Source organism: Blastochloris tepida, from assembly GCF_003966715.1.
Classification (GTDB): Bacteria; Pseudomonadota; Alphaproteobacteria; order Rhizobiales; family Xanthobacteraceae; genus Blastochloris; species Blastochloris tepida.
In genome coordinates, this window is sequence record NZ_AP018907.1 from 2,844,577 (window position 1) to 2,860,204 (window position 15,628).

Annotated in this window: 13 protein-coding genes; 12 read left to right on the top strand and 1 reads right to left on the bottom strand. The window is 70.0% G+C overall.

What is annotated here, in order from left to right; genetic code table 11:
* Positions 1–159: 159 nt before the first annotated feature.
* Together BLTE_RS12915 and BLTE_RS12920 are read left to right on the top strand one after the other, a co-directional pair.
* On the top strand, positions 160–1,419 hold the full coding sequence (locus BLTE_RS12915; RefSeq protein WP_126401087.1) for a cyclopropane fatty acid synthase: 1,260 nt from the start codon (positions 160–162) through the stop codon (positions 1,417–1,419).
* Between the two features lie 166 nt (positions 1,420–1,585).
* Complete coding sequence (locus BLTE_RS12920) at positions 1,586–3,076, top strand: replicative DNA helicase (RefSeq protein ID WP_126401088.1); 1,491 nt, start codon at positions 1,586–1,588, stop codon at positions 3,074–3,076.
* Positions 3,077–3,202: 126 nt separating this feature from the next.
* Here the strand turns inward: BLTE_RS12920 and BLTE_RS12925 are convergent, their stop codons facing one another.
* Positions 3,203–4,303, bottom strand: coding sequence for an AI-2E family transporter (locus tag BLTE_RS12925; protein ID WP_126401089.1), 1,101 nt, complete (start codon positions 4,301–4,303; stop codon positions 3,203–3,205).
* Positions 4,304–4,561: 258 nt separating this feature from the next.
* Between BLTE_RS12925 and BLTE_RS12930 the strand changes: the two genes are divergently transcribed.
* From BLTE_RS12930 to BLTE_RS12975, 10 genes are all read left to right on the top strand, one after another.
* Positions 4,562–5,026 (top strand): Na+/H+ antiporter subunit E, encoded by a 465-nt coding sequence (locus tag BLTE_RS12930; protein WP_160140609.1) that lies wholly within the window; start codon positions 4,562–4,564, stop codon positions 5,024–5,026.
* Positions 5,019–5,288 carry an MrpF/PhaF family protein gene (locus tag BLTE_RS12935; RefSeq protein ID WP_126401091.1) on the top strand — a complete coding sequence of 90 codons (270 nt, stop codon included), beginning with the start codon at positions 5,019–5,021 and terminating at the stop codon, positions 5,286–5,288. Before BLTE_RS12930 ends, BLTE_RS12935 begins: the two co-directional genes overlap by 8 nt.
* Complete coding sequence (locus BLTE_RS12940) at positions 5,285–5,605, top strand: monovalent cation/H(+) antiporter subunit G (protein WP_126401092.1); 321 nt, start codon at positions 5,285–5,287, stop codon at positions 5,603–5,605. The genes BLTE_RS12935 and BLTE_RS12940 overlap by 4 nt, the downstream gene beginning before the upstream one ends.
* Positions 5,602–6,564, top strand: a complete 963-nt coding sequence (locus tag BLTE_RS12945; protein ID WP_126401093.1) for a hydrogenase subunit MbhD domain-containing protein — start codon at positions 5,602–5,604, stop codon at positions 6,562–6,564. Before BLTE_RS12940 ends, BLTE_RS12945 begins: the two co-directional genes overlap by 4 nt.
* Complete coding sequence (locus BLTE_RS12950; protein ID WP_126401094.1) at positions 6,561–6,863, top strand: NADH-quinone oxidoreductase subunit K; 303 nt, start codon at positions 6,561–6,563, stop codon at positions 6,861–6,863. Before BLTE_RS12945 ends, BLTE_RS12950 begins: the two co-directional genes overlap by 4 nt.
* Positions 6,863–8,377, top strand: coding sequence for a complex I subunit 5 family protein (locus BLTE_RS12955; protein WP_126401095.1), 1,515 nt, complete (start codon positions 6,863–6,865; stop codon positions 8,375–8,377). Before BLTE_RS12950 ends, BLTE_RS12955 begins: the two co-directional genes overlap by 1 nt.
* On the top strand, positions 8,374–9,996 hold the full coding sequence (locus tag BLTE_RS12960; protein WP_126401096.1) for a complex I subunit 5 family protein: 1,623 nt from the start codon (positions 8,374–8,376) through the stop codon (positions 9,994–9,996). The genes BLTE_RS12955 and BLTE_RS12960 overlap by 4 nt, the downstream gene beginning before the upstream one ends.
* Before the next feature lie 709 nt (positions 9,997–10,705).
* Positions 10,706–11,224: a DUF1269 domain-containing protein gene (locus BLTE_RS12965; RefSeq protein WP_126401097.1), complete on the top strand. Its 519-nt coding sequence runs from the start codon at positions 10,706–10,708 to the stop codon at positions 11,222–11,224.
* A gap of 221 nt (positions 11,225–11,445) precedes the next feature.
* The gene (locus BLTE_RS12970) at positions 11,446–12,480 is read left to right on the top strand and encodes an efflux RND transporter periplasmic adaptor subunit (protein WP_244600231.1); all 1,035 of its coding nucleotides are present in this window, start codon (positions 11,446–11,448) and stop codon (positions 12,478–12,480) included.
* Positions 12,477–15,548, top strand: a complete 3,072-nt coding sequence (locus BLTE_RS12975; RefSeq protein WP_280177353.1) for an efflux RND transporter permease subunit — start codon at positions 12,477–12,479, stop codon at positions 15,546–15,548. The genes BLTE_RS12970 and BLTE_RS12975 overlap by 4 nt, the downstream gene beginning before the upstream one ends.
* The last annotated feature ends 80 nt before the right edge of the window (positions 15,549–15,628 follow it).

A 15,628-nucleotide genomic window follows, 5' to 3' on the forward strand; every position in this document is an offset into this window, starting at 1 on the left:
GAGGAAGCAGGCATGGCTGTGTGGCGCGTCCCGCGTCGCCTGCGCGGGCCGGCCGCGCTGGTGGCTCGGCCCATGACGGCTTGAAACCGCATGACGACTTGAAACCGCATGACGACCCGGAAACCGTAGGACACGACTCGCGATTCGACGGAGGTGCCGATGGACGGCCTGCTCCGGCGCATGTTCGAGGCAATGGTCACGACCGGCCAGCTCACGGTGGTGACCGCGCGGGGGCGGCGCTATCGCTTCGGGGACGGCACGCCCCCGGAGGTGGCGATCCGCTTCACCAGCCCCGGCTGGCAGCTTGCGGTGCTGGCCGATCCCGAGCTCAAGCTCGGCGAAGCCTTCATGGAGGGCGGCCTCGTCGTCGAGACCGGCTCGATCGCCGATCTCCTGGCGCTGACCATGGCGCGCTCGGTTGCCGGCGAGCGGCGGCTGCCGCTGGCGCCGCTTCTGGCCGTGGCGCGCCGTGCGGTGCGCCGGCTGGGACAAGCCAATTGGCGGCGGCGGGCGCGGGCCAATGTCCACCATCATTACGATCTCGACGACCGGCTCTACAGCCTGTTCCTCGATCCCGACCGGCAATATTCCTGCGCCTATTTCGAGATGCCCGGACAGAGCCTGGAGGCGGCCCAGCTCGCCAAGAAGCGCCACATCGCCGCGAAGCTGCTGGTCGAGCCCGGCCAGTGGGTGCTCGACATCGGCTCGGGCTGGGGCTGGCTTGCGCTCTATCTCGCAAGCGTCGCCGGGGCCAGGGTGCGCGGTATCACGCTGTCCGACCACCAGTTCGCCATCGCCCGCCAGCGCGCCGCCGACAGCGGGCTCGGCGAGCGGATCGAATTCGCGCTCGAAGACTATCGCGATACCAGAGGCCGGTTCGACCGCATCGTCTCGGTCGGGATGCTGGAGCATGTCGGCATCGGCTACCTTCCGGCGTTCTTCGCCAAGGCGTTCGAGCTCTTGGCCGAGGACGGCGTCTGCCTCGTCCACGCCATCGGCCGCTCGGAGGGGCCGGGCGTCACCAATCCCTGGATCGCCAAACACATCTTCCCCGGCGTCTATGTGCCGGCGCTGTCGGAGCTGATGCCGGCGGTGGAGCGCGCGGGCTTCCTCGTCGCCGACATCGAGATCCTGCGGCTGCACTATGCCGACACTTTGAAGGCGTGGCGCGAGCGCTTCCTCGCCCGCCGCGACGAGGCGCGCCGCCTCTATGACGAGCGCTTCTGCCGGATGTGGGAGTTCTACCTCGCCTCGTGCGAGATGGCCTTCCGCCACCACGGGATGATGGTGTTCCAAATCCAGTTGGTCAAACGCGAGGGCGTGGTGCCGCCCACCCGCCGCTACATCGCCGATCGCGAGGCCCGCCTCAGCGCCGCCGAGCGCGAGGGCCGGCCGCAACTGCGGCTGGCGGGGACCTGATCGATTCGGCTCCGAATCGATCGCGGGCGGCCGCGCGACAGTCAAGCGCGGCCGGCCCCGCTTTGCGTGATTCCGGTGCGCATGTGGATTGCGGGGCGTTGCGCAGGATGATTCCCTGACGACCGCGGCGGCGTGCTAAGCCATGATCCCAGCGTTGGATGATGGCATGGCTGTCGAATCGTTTGCCCGCAAAACGCAAGGCCCCGATCCGCTCTACCGGGCGGCGCCGCACAATGTCGAGGTCGAGCAGGCGCTGCTCGGCGCGGTGCTGGTGAACAACGAGGCGTTCTATCGCGTCTCGGACTTCCTGGAGCCGAAGCACTTCTTCGAGCCGCTGCACCAGTCGATCTTCGAGGTGTGCGCCCAGCTCATCCGCGCCGGCAAGGTGGCGACCCCGGTCACCGTCAAGACCTTCCTGCCGGCCGATGCCGACATCGGCGGGCTGACGGTGGCGCAGTATCTGTCGCGCCTGGCCGCGGAAGCCACCACCGTCATCAATGCGGCCGATTACGGCCGGGTGATCTACGACCTCGCCACGCGGCGCGAACTGATCCGCATCGGCGAGGACATGGTCAACATCGCCTATGACGCGCCGGTGGACATGCCGCCCAACGACCAGATCGAGGACGCCGAGCGGCGCCTCTACGAGCTGGCCGAGACCGGGCGCTATGACGGCGGCTTCCTGCGCTTCTCGGACGCTCTGAAGGAGGCGATCGACATGGCCGGCCGCGCCTATCAGCGCGACGGTCACCTCTCCGGTCTCGCCTCCGGGCTCGACGATCTCGATTCGCTGATGGGCGGGCTGCAGCCGTCCGACCTCGTCATCCTCGCCGGCCGCCCCGGCATGGGCAAGACGGCGCTTGCCACCAACATCGCCTACAATGTCGCCGCCAATTATCACGGCCGGCCGCGGCCCGACGGCTCGATCGAGACGGTAGCCGGCGGCATCGTCGGCTTCTTCTCGCTGGAAATGTCGGCCGAGCAGCTCGCCACCCGCGTGCTCGCCGAGCAGTCGGCGATCCCGTCCTCGAAGATCCGCCGCGGCGACATCTCGGATGCCGATTTCGGCAAGCTCGCCGCCGCCGCCCAGGTGATGCAGGCGATCCCGCTCTATATCGACGACACCGGCGGCATCTCGATCGCCCAGCTCACCGCGCGCGCACGGCGGCTCAAGCGCCAGCGCGGGCTCGATTTGATGATCGTCGACTATCTGCAGCTGCTGTCGGGCTCCTCGAAGCGCGCCAGCGAAGGCCGCGTGCAGGAGGTGACCGAGATCACCACCGGCCTCAAGGCGCTGGCCAAGGAGCTCGCCGTGCCGATCGTCGCGCTGTCGCAGCTGTCGCGTCAGGTCGAGAACCGCGAGGACAAGCGGCCGCAGCTTTCGGACCTGCGTGAATCCGGCTCGATCGAGCAGGACGCCGACGTCGTGCTGTTCGTGTTCCGCGAGGAATATTACCTCAAGGGCAAGGAGCCGCGGCAGGGCACCGAGGAATGGTTCAAGTGGGAGCAGGATCTCGCCGCGGTGAAGGGCACCGCCGAGGTGATCATCGGCAAGCAGCGCCACGGCCCCACCGGTACGGTGAAGCTGCACTTCGAGTCCGAGTACACGCGCTTCTCCACCCTCGCGCGCACCGACCATCTGCCCGACCGGCGCTGAGCGGGGCCGCGGGCGTCAGACGGTTTCGGGGGAAGGTGGCGGTTCTTCCCTCTCCCCTTGCGGGAGAAGGAAAGAGCGCGGCTCCCGGCCCGCCAACGGTTTCGAGCCGATCAAACGGAAACCGTATCACCCCTCGCTCTTGCTGCCGGCGAGCAGGCCCGCGACCCATTGGCTCGCCGGGTACTGCTCGCACACGGTGATCAGCGCGATCACGATCGGCACGCCGATGAAGGCGCCGGCGATGCCCCACAGGAAGCTCCACAGGAACACCGCGAGCAGCACGATGAACGGCGAGATCGACAGTGCGCTGCCGGCCACCCGCGGCTCCAGATAGCTGCCGACGACGAACTGGATGATGTTGAGCCCGGCGAACACGCCGAGCGCCACCTGCCACGATTCGAAATGCACCAGCGCGAACAGCGTCGGCGCCAGCGTGGCGATGAACGAGCCGATGAACGGAATGTAGTTCAGCGCGAACGCGATCACGCCCCATTCGGCGGCGAGCGGCAGGCCGATGAGCGAGCTGAACGCCCACACCAGCGCGCCGGTCATCACGCTCATCGCCGTGCGCACCAGCATGTATTTCTGCAGCTTGGCGGCGGTCTTGGCTGCGGCCGCCACCACGGCCTCGCCGGCCGCGCGGTTCCTCATCGCCCGCAGCTTCGCGGCGGTCTCCTCCACCTCCAGCAGCCCGAGAATGAGGAACACCGCCACCACCACCGAGAAGCTGACGATGCTCTGCAGCCGCGCGCCGATGCTCTGCACCGTGCGCACCATCCACGACACGCTGAACACGTCGGAGAAGACGCCGGCCACCGCGAAGCCATGGCCTTCGAGCCATTCGACGCCCTGCAGATAGAGCGCCTGGAAGCGCGCCGAATCCGCCAGCAGCCAGCGCGCCGCGCGGCCGAACCCCCAGCCGATCAGCGTGCCGAGCACGGCGAGCACCACCACCACCACCACCACGGTGACGGCCATCGCCGCGAGCCTGGGGATGCGCGCCTGCAGGCCCGACTGCAGCGGCCACACCAGCGCGATGATGAACAGCGCGAACACCACCGGCGCCAGGATCACCTCGCCGTAATAGAGCGCGATCAGCACCAGGATGGCGGTGCAGACGGCAAGCAGCGTGATGGAGCCGCGCCGGCTTGCGTCGCCGCCGGCAGAAGGCGGAACAGGCGTCTGCGTGCTGTCGATCGTCGCGATGGGGCTGTCGGTTGTCTGCATGTCCGGGCCGTGCTTTGGAGGCGAAATTGCGGTCCGCCCAAGCGCGGATCGCGCGGGCGAAGTCGCGGATCGGACCACAAACCGGCGGCGCGTTCAATCGGCGGCATGCGCGCTGGTGAAAGCGGCGCCTGTCGATTAGCATGCTGGGGCCGGCCCGTCCGGCCATGTCTCGTGCGGAACCTTTTCGCGGGCGGCGCAGTGGATCAGTCGGATTCGAGATCGGGCCGCCGCGGGCGGACCGCCGCGGTTCGGGCCGGCGTGCTGGCGCTGCTGTGGATCGCCATCGCCGGCACGGACCCGTTCGACCTCACGGCGGGAGTCCTCGCCGTCGCGCTCGCCACCGTCGCGCTCGCCACCTGGGCAAGCCTTGCGCTGATGCCGCCGAGCGGGCTGCACATGACGCCGCTTGCCACACTCGGCTACGGGCTTCGGCTGTTCGGCCAGTCGATCCTCGCCGGCATCGACGTGGCGCGCCGCGCGCTCGATCCCAGGCCGCTGCCGGCCGCCGGCTTCGTCCTGCACCCGACGTGCCTGCCGGCGGGGAGCGTGCGCAGCGCCTTCTGCACCACCGTCTGCCTCGTGCCCGGCACGCTGCCGGCCGGCACCGATGCTGAGGGCCGCCTCGTCGTCCACTGCCTCGACGTCGCCCAGCCGGTGGCCGAGCAGCTTGCGAGCGAGGAGGCGCGCTTCCGCCGCACCTTCGCCGGAGGCGGCGATGTATAGCTTCATGCTGGGAGCCGCCGGCTTCGTGCTGGTCGTGGTGGCGCTGGGGCTCGCCCGCGTGCTGCGCGGCCCCGGCCGCGCCGACCGCATGATGGCGATGCAGCTGCTCGGCACCGGCGGCATCGCCGTGCTGCTGCTGTTCTCCATCGCCAATTCGCTCTATGCGGTGGTGGACGTGGCGCTGGTGCTGGCGGTGCTGTCGGTGTTCGCCTCGGTCGCGCTGGTCGAGACCGCGCCGCCGGACTCCGGAGACGCGGCGTGACCGGCCTGCTGCTCGACATCGCCTCGGTCGTCGCCATTGCCGGCGGCGCCTTCTTCTTTCTTGCCGGCACCGTGGGGCTGTTGCGCTTTCCCGATACGCTGTCGCGCCTGCACGCACTCACCAAGGCCGATACGCTCGGGCTCGGGCTGATCGTGCTCGGCCTGCTGCCGACAGTCGACAGCGCGGTCACCGGCGCCAAGCTCGTCGCCATCTGGCTCCTGGTGCAACTGGCCGGCGCCAGCGTGGCGCAGCTCATCGCCCGCGCGGCGCGCCAAGACGCGCCACAGGACGTGCGACAGGACGGGCCGCCGTCATGACCGCAGGCCTTTCCGCCGGGATCGCCGTCGATATCGGCCTCGCCGCGCTGGTGGCGGCGATGGCGCTGTGGACCATCACCGTGCGCGACGCCTATGCCGCGGTCATCGGCTTCATCGGCTACGGCCTGCTGCTGGCGCTGGTGTGGGTGCGGCTCGACGCGGTCGATGTGGCGCTGACCGAGGCGGCGATCGGCGGCGGCGTCACCGGCGTGCTGCTGCTGCGCGCGGTCGGCGCGCTGCACCGCGGCGCGGCGCCGCTGGAGGATGGCCCGCCCCCCGGCCCGGCGACGCGGCGCATCGCGGCGCTGGCCTGCGCGGCGGTGGCGGCGGGGCTCGCTCTTGTCGTGCTCGGCGTCTCCGGCCCGGCGCCGACCCTGGCGCCGCTGGCGGCCGAGCACCTGCCGGCGACCGGGCTGGAGAACCCGGTGACCGGCGTGCTGCTCGCCTTTCGCGCGCTCGATACGCTGCTGGAGAAGGTGGTGCTGCTGTTGGCGCTGATCGGCATCTGGTCGCTGGCGCCGGATGGCGTCTGGGGCGGACGCCCCACCCTCGGCCGCCCCGGCCAAGCCAGCGACACGCTGCGCTTCCTGGCCCAGCTTCTGCCGCCGGTCGGCATCGTCGCCGGCATCCATGTGCTGTGGGTGGGCGCCGACGCCCCCGGCGGCGCCTTCCAGGGCGGGGCGGTGCTCGCCGCCATGTGGATCCTGGCGATGATGGCCGGGCTCGCGCCGGTGCCGGCGATCGGCCGGCCGTGGCTGCGGGCAGCACTGGTCGTCGGCCCTCTGGCGTTCCTCGCAGTGGGGGTTGCCGGCATCTTCATTGCCGACGGCTTCCTCGCCTATCCGCCCGCCTTCGCCAAGCCGCTGATCCTGGCCATCGAGGCGGCGATCACGCTGTCGATCGCGGTGACGCTGGCGATGATGGTGGCGGGCCCGCCGCAACGGCCGGACGCGCCATGACGATGACGGTGTTCGGCCTGTGCGGCGCGGCGCTGGTGGGCATCGGCCTCTACGGCCTGATCGTCCAGACCCAGCCGCTGCGCCGCATCCTCGCCTTCAACCTGCTCGGCGGCGGCGTGTTCCTGCTGTTCGGGGTGATCGCCCGGCGCGGCGCGATCGACGGGCTCGGCAGCGATCCGGTGCCGCAGGCCATGGTCATCACCGGCATCGTGGTGGCTTTCTCCGCCACCGCGCTCGCCATCTCCCTGGTGGTGCGGCTGAAGGAGACCGGGCGCGAGGACGACGAGGGGAGCGCGTGATGCCGGCCGCCGTACTCGATCCCGGCCTGCTGCTGGTGCTCGCCGTCATGCTGCCGGCGACCGGCGCGGTGGCGGCGCTGGCGCTGCCCGGCCGCTGGGCCGGGCGCATCGCGTTCGGCCTGTGGCCGCTCGGCCTCGCGGTGGCGGTGGCGGTGGCCTGGACGGTGTGGGTGGGTGGCGCGCCGCTGCATTATGCGGTGGGCGGCTGGGCGCCGCCGCTCGGCCTGATGCTGCGCGCCGACGGCCCCTCGGCGCTGATGCTGCTGATCGCCGCCATCGTCATCGGCGCCGCAGGCCTCTATGCCCGCGCCGATCTGCGGCCTGAGCCCGGCGCCAGCGAGAGCCGGGCGGCAACGGTGTTCTGGACGCTGATGATGTCGCTGTGGAGCGCGCTCAATGCGGTGGCGCTGGGCGGCGACCTGTTCAATCTCTATGTCGCGCTGGAGCTTCTCACCTTCTCGGCGATTCCGCTGGTCTGCCTCGGCGGCAGCGCCAAGACGCTGCAGGCGGCGCTGCGCTACCTCGTGTTCGCGCTGGTCGGCTCGGTGCTCTATCTGCTCGGCACCGCGCTGCTCTACGGCACTTACGGCACGCTCGACATCGTGCTGCTTGCCGGCCGCACCGGGCCGGAGCCGGCGGCGATCCTGGCCTGCGCGCTGATGATCGCCGGGCTCGCCGCCAAGACGGCCCTGTTCCCGCTGCATCTGTGGCTGCCGCCGGCCCATGCCGGCGCGCCGCCGGCGGCGAGCGCGGTGCTGTCCGGCCTCGTCGTCAAGGGATCGTTCTTCCTCATCGCCCGGCTGTGGTTCGACGTCATGCCGGGCCTGTCGACGGCGATGGCGGCGAACCTCATCGGCGCGCTCGGGGCCGGCGCCATCCTCGCCGGCAGCGTGATGGCGCTGCGGCAGGCGCGGCTGAAGCTGATGATCGCCTATTCCACCGTGGCGCAGATCGGCTACCTGTTTTTGATGGTGCCGCTGCTGTTCGGCGTGCCCCAGGCCGAGATCGCCGCCAGCGCCGCCTGGAGCGGCGGCTGGCTGCAGCTCGCCTCGCACGCGCTGGCCAAGGCGGCGATGTTCCTCGCCGCCGGGCTGATCGCCGAGGCCGCAGGCCACGACCGCATCCATGGCCTCGATGGCGTCGGCCGCGCCGTGCCGGTAGCGGTGCTGGCCTTCACGCTCGCCGGCCTGTCGCTGGTCGGCCTGCCGCCGAGCGGCGGCTTCGCCGCCAAATGGCTGCTGCTGTCGGCATCGGTCGCCACCGGACAATGGTGGTGGGCGGCGGTTATGATCGCGGGCGGCCTGCTCGCCGCCTTCTATCTCTTCCCGGTGATCGGCCGCGCCTATGCGGATGGCACGGCCGCCTTCGCACGGCCGCGGGATGCGCGCCTGCGCGAATTCGTGGTGCTGGCCCTGGCGGTGGCGGCGGCGCTGCTCGGCCTGTCGCAGCTTTATCCGCCGGGCCTGCTGCAGATCGGGCTTGGGATCGGGCTTGCGGGAGCGGGCGTGCCATGACCGCCACGCTGCTGCTCGCAACCACGCTCGCTTTGCCGCTCGGGCTGCTGGCGGCGCTGGCGCTGCCGGCCCTGCGTCCCCGCGTTCCCGGGCTTCTGGCGCTGGCGCCGCTGCCGGCGCTCGGCGTCGCGCTCGCCGCCACGCCGCTGGGGCTCGATCCCCTGCTCGATGCCGCAAGCGCCATGCTGCTCGGCGCCGTGGCGTTCCTGTGGATCGCGGCCGGCGCCTGCGCGCCGATGATCCTGCGCGGCGCGGCCGATGCGCCGCGCCTGGCCGGCTGGTGGCTGCTGACGCTCGCCGGCAATCTCGGCGTCTTCGTCGCTGCCGACCTCGCGAGCTTCTATCTCGTTTATGCCATGGTCAGCCTGTCGGCCTATGGCCTCGTGGTGCATGACGGCACGCCGCGGGCGCGAGCGGCCGGCTTCGCCTATCTGGCGCTCGGCATGCTTGGCGAGGCGCTGTTGTTGATGGGCTTCGTGCTGGCGGCAGCCGCCGTGCCGGACGGCAGCCTCGCCATCCGCGACGCGGTGGCGGCGCTCCCCGGCTCGCCCTGGCGCGATGCCACGCTGATCTTCCTGCTCGCCGGCTTCGGCCTCAAGATCGGCCTCGTGCCGCTGCATGTGTGGATTCCGCTGGCGCACTCGGCGGCACCGCTGCCGGTGTCGGTGGTGCTGAGCGGCGCGGTGGTGAAGGCCGGCGTCATCGGCTTGCTCCGCTTCCTGCCGTTCGACGCGGCGATGGCGGATTTGGGCGCGAACCTGGGGATGGCGTTCGCGATCATCGGCCTCGTCACCGCCTATTACGGCGTGCTGGTCGGCATCACCCAGTCCAATCCCAAGACGGTGCTGGCCTATTCGACACTGAGCCAGATGGGGCTAGTTGCCGCCGTGGTCGGCATGGGGCTCGCGGCCGGGGATGCCGGCGCCGTGACGGCGGCGAGCCTCTATGCCGTCCACCACGTGCTGGCCAAGGGCGCATTGTTCCTGGCGGTCGGGCTCGCCGCCGCCCGCCGCGCGTGGCTGGTGCTCGGACTCACCGCCATCGTCGGCCTCGGGCTCGCCGGCCTGCCCCTGACCGGCGGCATGATCGCCAAGAGCATCATCAAGGTGCCGTTGGGGGATGGCGTCATCGCCACGCTGGCGGGCCTCTCCAGCATCGGCACCACGCTGCTGATCCTGCATTTCATCGGCCGGCTGGCGGCGAAGGCGCCGGGCGATGCGCCCATGCCGCTGGCGCTTCGCAGCGCCTGGATCGCGGCTGCGCTCGCCGCGCTCGCCGTGCCCTGGGCGCTGGCGCCGGGCGATGCCGTCGCCAAGGCGCTGACGGCCGAAGCCATGTGGCAGGCCGCTTGGCCGATCCTCATCGGCGCCGCGCTGGCGCTGGCCCTGCACCGCTTCGGCCATCGCCTGCCGGCGGTGCCGGAGGGCGACGTTGCAGCAGGCGGCCCGGCGCTCTCGCGCCTGATGCAGCAGGGCAGCGACGCCATCGCGTGGCTCGAGGCGCACCTGCGAACGTGGCCGGTGGCCGGCCTGTCGCTGCTGGCGCTGGCCCTGGCGCTGGCCCTGGTGCTGTCCTTGGCGCTCGGCGCGGCGATGACATTCCAGTTTTCGCCGATTTGAGTGGATCGAATCTGTTCCGACGTTTGGTGCCGTTGGCATGCGCCCGCGATCTGCTGCGCAGCGGCTCAAGGCATGTTGGCGAGGCGTCTCCGGTTTGCGCCGAAAATCCCAATCCGATGGCACAAAGGATCGCCGCGCGCAGCCGCCATCGCCAAAGGATCAAAATGTCCCGTAGCTGGTCACCTTGCGTCGAATGCCGGTCGGGAAATGCCTTGATGCGTTCGCAAACCGTGGCATATGATCCGACGAAATTCCTTCTGGTGCCCCGCCAGATCGCGATGGATCGCATGCGGCAACACAGCGGCGCGACGGATTTCAAGCGTGACAGTCGCGCGCCAATGCCGCGTTTTCGACGCGGCATTTTTTTTGCTGCGCCCTGCGGAACCAAGCCGCGATCACAGCCGTTTCATGTCTTAACGTCTTCAGTCGGCGGGGGTCATCGCACGGTGCGGTCATGACCGGTTGGACACCGGTCTTGCGGGCGAGACTGCGACCACGCAAAGAGAACGAGCGAGTTGAAGAGAGTGTCGGAGCGCCGAACCGACTTCGTCGGATCGGATCGCGCTCGAGTGTGACCGCCGGGCGTGGCCGCGCAGGCCGGCGCGGCGGCTTGATGTGTCGATAGTCTGCACGCGAAATTGTCTGCACGCGAACACGCGTGAGCCGAAAATTCAGCACGCCATAAAGACCTCAGCAAGCGAGAGAAACGATGAGCACATTGGTCGTATTCGGGTTCGACGGTCTGCACACTGCGGACGAGGTTCTCAACAAGCTGCGCTCCCTGCAGAAGGAGTATCTGGTCGACCTTGAGGATGCCGTCGTCGTCGAGCGCGACGCTGCCGGCAAGGTGCACATGAAGCAGGCCGTCAATCTCACCGCGGTCGGCGCCGCCACCGGCGGCAGCAGCGGCGCGCTGTGGGGCGCGCTGGTGGGCCTGCTGTTCCTCAATCCGCTGGCCGGCATGGCGGTGGGCGCGCTCACCGGCGCCGGCGCCGGCGCGCTCGCCGGCTCGCTCACCGATTACGGCATCAATGATGATTTCGTGAAGCGGCTGGGCGCGACGATCCCCTCGGGCTCCTCGGCGCTGTTCGTGCTGTTCAAGAGCGTCAACACCGACAAGGTGCTGCCCGAGATCGAATCCTTCAAGCCGCGGGTGCTGCAAACCTCGCTGAGCACCGAGGACGAACAGAAGCTCAAGGCCGAACTGGCCAAGCTGGTCAGCGCTTGACCGCGACGGTTTCGCCGGACGGCGCGGCTGCCGTGCCGTCCGGCATTCAGGCTTCAAGCATCAAACAAGATTCAAGCATCAAGAACGGATGAGACGCATTTCCGTCGCCGGGCCGGTCCCGGCCGTCGCGGAGAATGCGCTGGGGACGGTGGCACGTGCGTCAGCGGCGATGGGGGCGGCTCCGATTGGATAGAATCATTGTCGGCATCGGCGCGGCGCTGATGCTCGCAGCCTGTGCGCCGGAGCCGGAGCCGCCGGTCGCCGATGCGCGGCCGGTGCGCACGATCACCGTTGCCAAGCGCGAGGCCGGCACGGCCGTCACCTTCGCCGGCCGCATCGAGGCCGAGGACGAGGTGGCGCTGGGCTTCCGCATCGGCGGCCGGCTGGCCGAGCGCGCGGTGTCGGTCGGCGAACGGGTCGGCCCCGGCCAGACGCTCGCCCGGCTGGAACCGCAGAACGAGATGAACGCGCTGCGCTCGGCCCAGGCCAATCTCGCCGCCGCTCAGGCGGCGCTGGTGCAGGCCGGCAATCATTTCTCCCGTCAGCAGACGCTGCTCGCCCAGGGCTGGACGACGCGAGCGCTGTTCGACGAGGCGCAGAAGGGGCGCGACACCGCCCGCGCCCAGGTCGATTCCGCCGAGGCTCAGCTCAAGGCTGCGCGCGACCTCGTCAGCTTCACCGAGCTTGAGGCCGACGCCTCCGGCGTGGTGACGGCGGTGGGCGCCGAGCCCGGTGAGGTGGTCCAGGCCGGGCGGATGATCGTGACGCTGGCCCGCCAGGGCGGGCGCGACGCGGTGTTCGACATTCCGGCCCAGGTGCTGCGCTCGGCGCCGAGCGAGCCGGTGATCGCCGTCAATCTCACCGACGATTCCAACGTCACCGCCACCGGGCGGGTGCGCGAGGTCGCCGAGCAGGCCGATCCGGTCACCCGCACCTTCCAGGTCAAGGTCGGGCTGGAGGCGCCGCCCGAGGCGATGCGGCTCGGCGCGGCGGTGACCGGCCGGCTGCAGATGGAGGCGGTGCCGATCCTCGAGATCCCGGCCTCGGCGCTGACCCGCATCAACCGCCAGCCCGCGGTGTGGGTGGTCGATCCGGCGAGCCGCACGGTGACGCTGCGCAATGTCGAGGTGCTGCGGTTCGATCCGGCCAGCGTCGTGGTGTCGGGCGGGCTCGACACCGGCGAGGTGGTGGTGACAGCCGGCGTGCAGGCGCTGCATCCCGGCCAGAAGGTCCGCCTGCTCGGCGGGGAGCCATGATGCGGTTCAATCTGTCGGAATGGGCGCTCGGACACCGCTCGCTCGTCGTCTATTTCATGATCGTGGCGGTGGTCGCCGGCATCCTCTCCTACAACCGGCTGGGCCGCAGCGAGGATCCGACCTTCATCATCAAGACCATGGTGGTGCAGGCGGCCTGGCCCGGCGCCACCGTGCAGGACATGCTGGAGCAGGTGACCGAGCGGATCGAGCGCAAGCTGCAGGAGACGCCGCACCTCGACTTCATCCGCTCCTACACCAATGCCGGCGTCACCACGGTGTTCGTCAATCTCGATGGCAGCACCTCGGCGCAGCAGGTGGCGGATACTTGGTACCATGTGCGCAAGTCGATCGGCGACATCCGCCACACTCTGCCGGCCGGCGTGGTGGGGCCGGGCTTCAATGACGAGTTCGGCGACACCTTCGGCATCATCTACGGCTTCACCGCCGACGGCTTCACCCACCGCGAGCTGCGCGACCATGTCGAGGACGTGCGCTCCAAGCTGCTGCGCCTGCCCGACGTCTCCAAGATCGAGATCCTCGGCGCCCAGGACGAGGTGATCTTCGTCGAGTTCTCGGTGAAAGAGCTGGCGAGCCTCGGCATCGACCGCTCGGCGCTGATCAATGCGCTGCAGACCCAGAACATCGTGCGCCCGGCCGGCGTCATCCAGACCGGCAATGAGGCGATCTCGCTGCGGGTGTCGGGCGCCTTCCGCACCGAGCAGGACGTCGCCGACGTCAATTTCGCGGTCGGCGGCCGCATGCTGCGCCTGAGCGACATCGCTCGCGTCCACCGCGCCTATGCCGACCCGCCGCAGCCGCAGTTCCGCGTCAACGGCCAGCCGGCGATCGGGCTGGCCATCGCCATGCGCGAGGGCGGCGACATCCTGGCGCTCGGCCAGCGCATCGACCGCGCCATGGCCCAGATCAAGGCCGACCTGCCGGTGGGCATCGAGCCCGCGCTGGTCGCCGATCAGGCGGTGACGGTGGAGAGCGCGATCGCCGAGTTCATGTCGTCGCTGTGGCAGGCGGTGGCGATCATCCTGGCGGTGAGCTTCGTCAGCCTCGGCGTGCGGGCCGGGCTGGTGGTGGCGCTGTCGATCCCGCTGACGCTCGCCGCGGTGTTCGCGGTGATGGACCTGAGCGGCATCGACATGCAGCGCATCTCGCTCGGCGCGCTGATCATCGCGCTGGCGCTCCTCGTCGACGACGCGATGACCACCACCGACGCCATGCTGAACCGGCTGGCCCGCGGCGAAAGCAAGGTGGAGGCGGCGACCTTCGCCTTTCGCACCTACGCGTTCGCCATGCTGGCCGGCACGCTGGTCACCATCGCCGGCTTCGTGCCGGTGGGCTTTGCCGCCAGTTCGGCCGGCGAATACACGTTCTCGCTCTTCGCCGTCGTCGCCATCGCGCTCGTGGTGTCGTGGCTGGTCGCGGTGGTGTTCGCCCCGCTCTTGGGCCTCGCCATCCTCGCCCCGCCCAAAGAGGGGGCGGACGCGAAGCCCGGCCCGGTGTTCCGTTTCTATCGCGGCCTGCTCGGGCTGGCGCTGCGCCTGCGCTATCTCACCATCGCGCTCACCGTCGGCCTGTTCGCGGCGGCGATCGCGGCCCTGCCGCTGATCCCCAACCAGTTCTTCCCCTCCTCCGACCGGCCCGAGCTGCTGGTCGATCTGCGGCTGCCGCAGAACGCCTCGATCTATGCCAGCGAATCCACGGTCGAGCGTTTCGACGCGGTGCTGAAGGACGATCCGGACGTGGCGCGCTGGAGCACCTATGTCGGGCGCGGCGCCATCCGCTTCTATCTGCCGCTCGACGTGCAGCTGCCCAACGACTTCTTCGCCCAGGCGGTGATCGTCGCCAAGGACGTGGCGGCGCGCGAGCGGCTGCGCCAGAAGCTGGAGAAGGTGCTGGCCGAGGACTTCCCCAGCGTGGTGTCGCGCATCTCGCCGCTGGAGCTCGGGCCGCCGGTCGGCTGGCCGGTGCAGTACCGGGTGAGCGGCCCGGACCTGTCCAAGGTGCGCGAGATCGCCTTCCGGCTGGCCGAGATCGTGGCGCAGGACAAGCGGGCGCGCACTGTCAATTTCGACTGGATCGAGCCGGCCCGCGAGGTGCGCATCCGCATCGATCAGGACGAGGCGCGCCGCCTCGGCCTCAGCTCCCAGGCCATCGCCAGCGTGCTCAACACCGTGGTGTCCGGTCAGGCGATCTCGCAGGTGCGCGACAGCATCTATCTCGTCGATATCGTGGTACGCGCCACCGACGAGCAGCGGGTGTCGCTCGCCACGCTCAGCACCCTGCAGGTGGCGCTGCCCAATGGCCGCACCGTGCCGCTCAGCCAGTTCGCCACCTTCGAGGAGACGCAGGACTATCCGGTGGTGTGGCGGCGCGACCGCGTGCCCACCCTCACCGTGCAAGCCGACGTGCGCCAGGGCGCGCTGCCCGAGAGCGTCACCGACGCGCTGGAGCCGGCGGTGAAGGCGCTGCAGAGCAGCCTGCCGCCGGGCTATCACGTCGTGGTCGGCGGCACGGTGGAGGAGAGCGCCAAGTCGCAGGCCTCGGTGATCGCCGTGGTGCCGCTGATGCTGCTCTTGATGGTCACCGTGCTGATGGTGCAGCTTCAGAGCTTCCAGCGGCTGTTCATCGCGCTCACCGTCGGGCCGCTCGGGCTCATCGGCGTGGTGGCCGCGCTGCTCCTGTCCGGCCGGCCGCTCGGCTTCGTAGCGATCCTCGGCATCCTGGCGCTGCTCGGCATGATCACCAAGAACGCCGTCATCCTGATTGGCCAGATCGAGGCCGAGCGCGCAGCCGGAAAAAACGTGCGCGACGCGGTGATGGACGCAAGTTCGACCCGTTTCCGGCCGATCATGCTGACGGCGGTCTCCACCGTGCTCGGCATGATCCCGATCGCGCCCACCGTGTTCTGGGGGCCGATGGCGTTCTCGATCATGGGCGGGCTCTTGGTGGCGACGCTGCTGACCTTGATCTTTCTGCCGGCGCTCTATGTGGCTTGGTTCGGTAGCCGTGAGGATGACAGCGTGAAGCGGCAGGCCGCGGCGGCGGCGTCCTGAGGACGACAGGGCCCGCACACGCAGCCGCTCGAAGATTTGTTGCAGCAGGACGACGTGCGGCTTGGCAAGATGCGGTTTGG

What these genes read in the sequence shown, in the direction of transcription:
- BLTE_RS12915 (WP_126401087.1), top strand. Translation starts at nt 160, where the DNA reads ATGGACGGCCTGCTCCGGCGCATGTTCGAGGCAATGGTCACGACCGGC.
- BLTE_RS12970 (WP_244600231.1), top strand. Translation starts at nt 11,446, where the DNA reads ATGCTCGCAGCCTGTGCGCCGGAGCCGGAGCCGCCGGTCGCCGATGCG.
- BLTE_RS12950 (WP_126401094.1), top strand. Translation starts at nt 6,561, where the DNA reads ATGACGATGACGGTGTTCGGCCTGTGCGGCGCGGCGCTGGTGGGCATC.
- BLTE_RS12935 (WP_126401091.1), top strand. Translation starts at nt 5,019, where the DNA reads ATGTATAGCTTCATGCTGGGAGCCGCCGGCTTCGTGCTGGTCGTGGTG.
- BLTE_RS12920 (WP_126401088.1), top strand. Translation starts at nt 1,586, where the DNA reads ATGGCTGTCGAATCGTTTGCCCGCAAAACGCAAGGCCCCGATCCGCTC.
- BLTE_RS12955 (WP_126401095.1), top strand. Translation starts at nt 6,863, where the DNA reads ATGCCGGCCGCCGTACTCGATCCCGGCCTGCTGCTGGTGCTCGCCGTC.
- BLTE_RS12965 (WP_126401097.1), top strand. Translation starts at nt 10,706, where the DNA reads ATGAGCACATTGGTCGTATTCGGGTTCGACGGTCTGCACACTGCGGAC.
- BLTE_RS12975 (WP_280177353.1), top strand. Translation starts at nt 12,477, where the DNA reads ATGATGCGGTTCAATCTGTCGGAATGGGCGCTCGGACACCGCTCGCTC.
- BLTE_RS12925 (WP_126401089.1), bottom strand. Translation starts at nt 4,303, where the DNA reads ATGCAGACAACCGACAGCCCCATCGCGACGATCGACAGCACGCAGACG.
- BLTE_RS12960 (WP_126401096.1), top strand. Translation starts at nt 8,374, where the DNA reads ATGACCGCCACGCTGCTGCTCGCAACCACGCTCGCTTTGCCGCTCGGG.
- BLTE_RS12945 (WP_126401093.1), top strand. Translation starts at nt 5,602, where the DNA reads ATGACCGCAGGCCTTTCCGCCGGGATCGCCGTCGATATCGGCCTCGCC.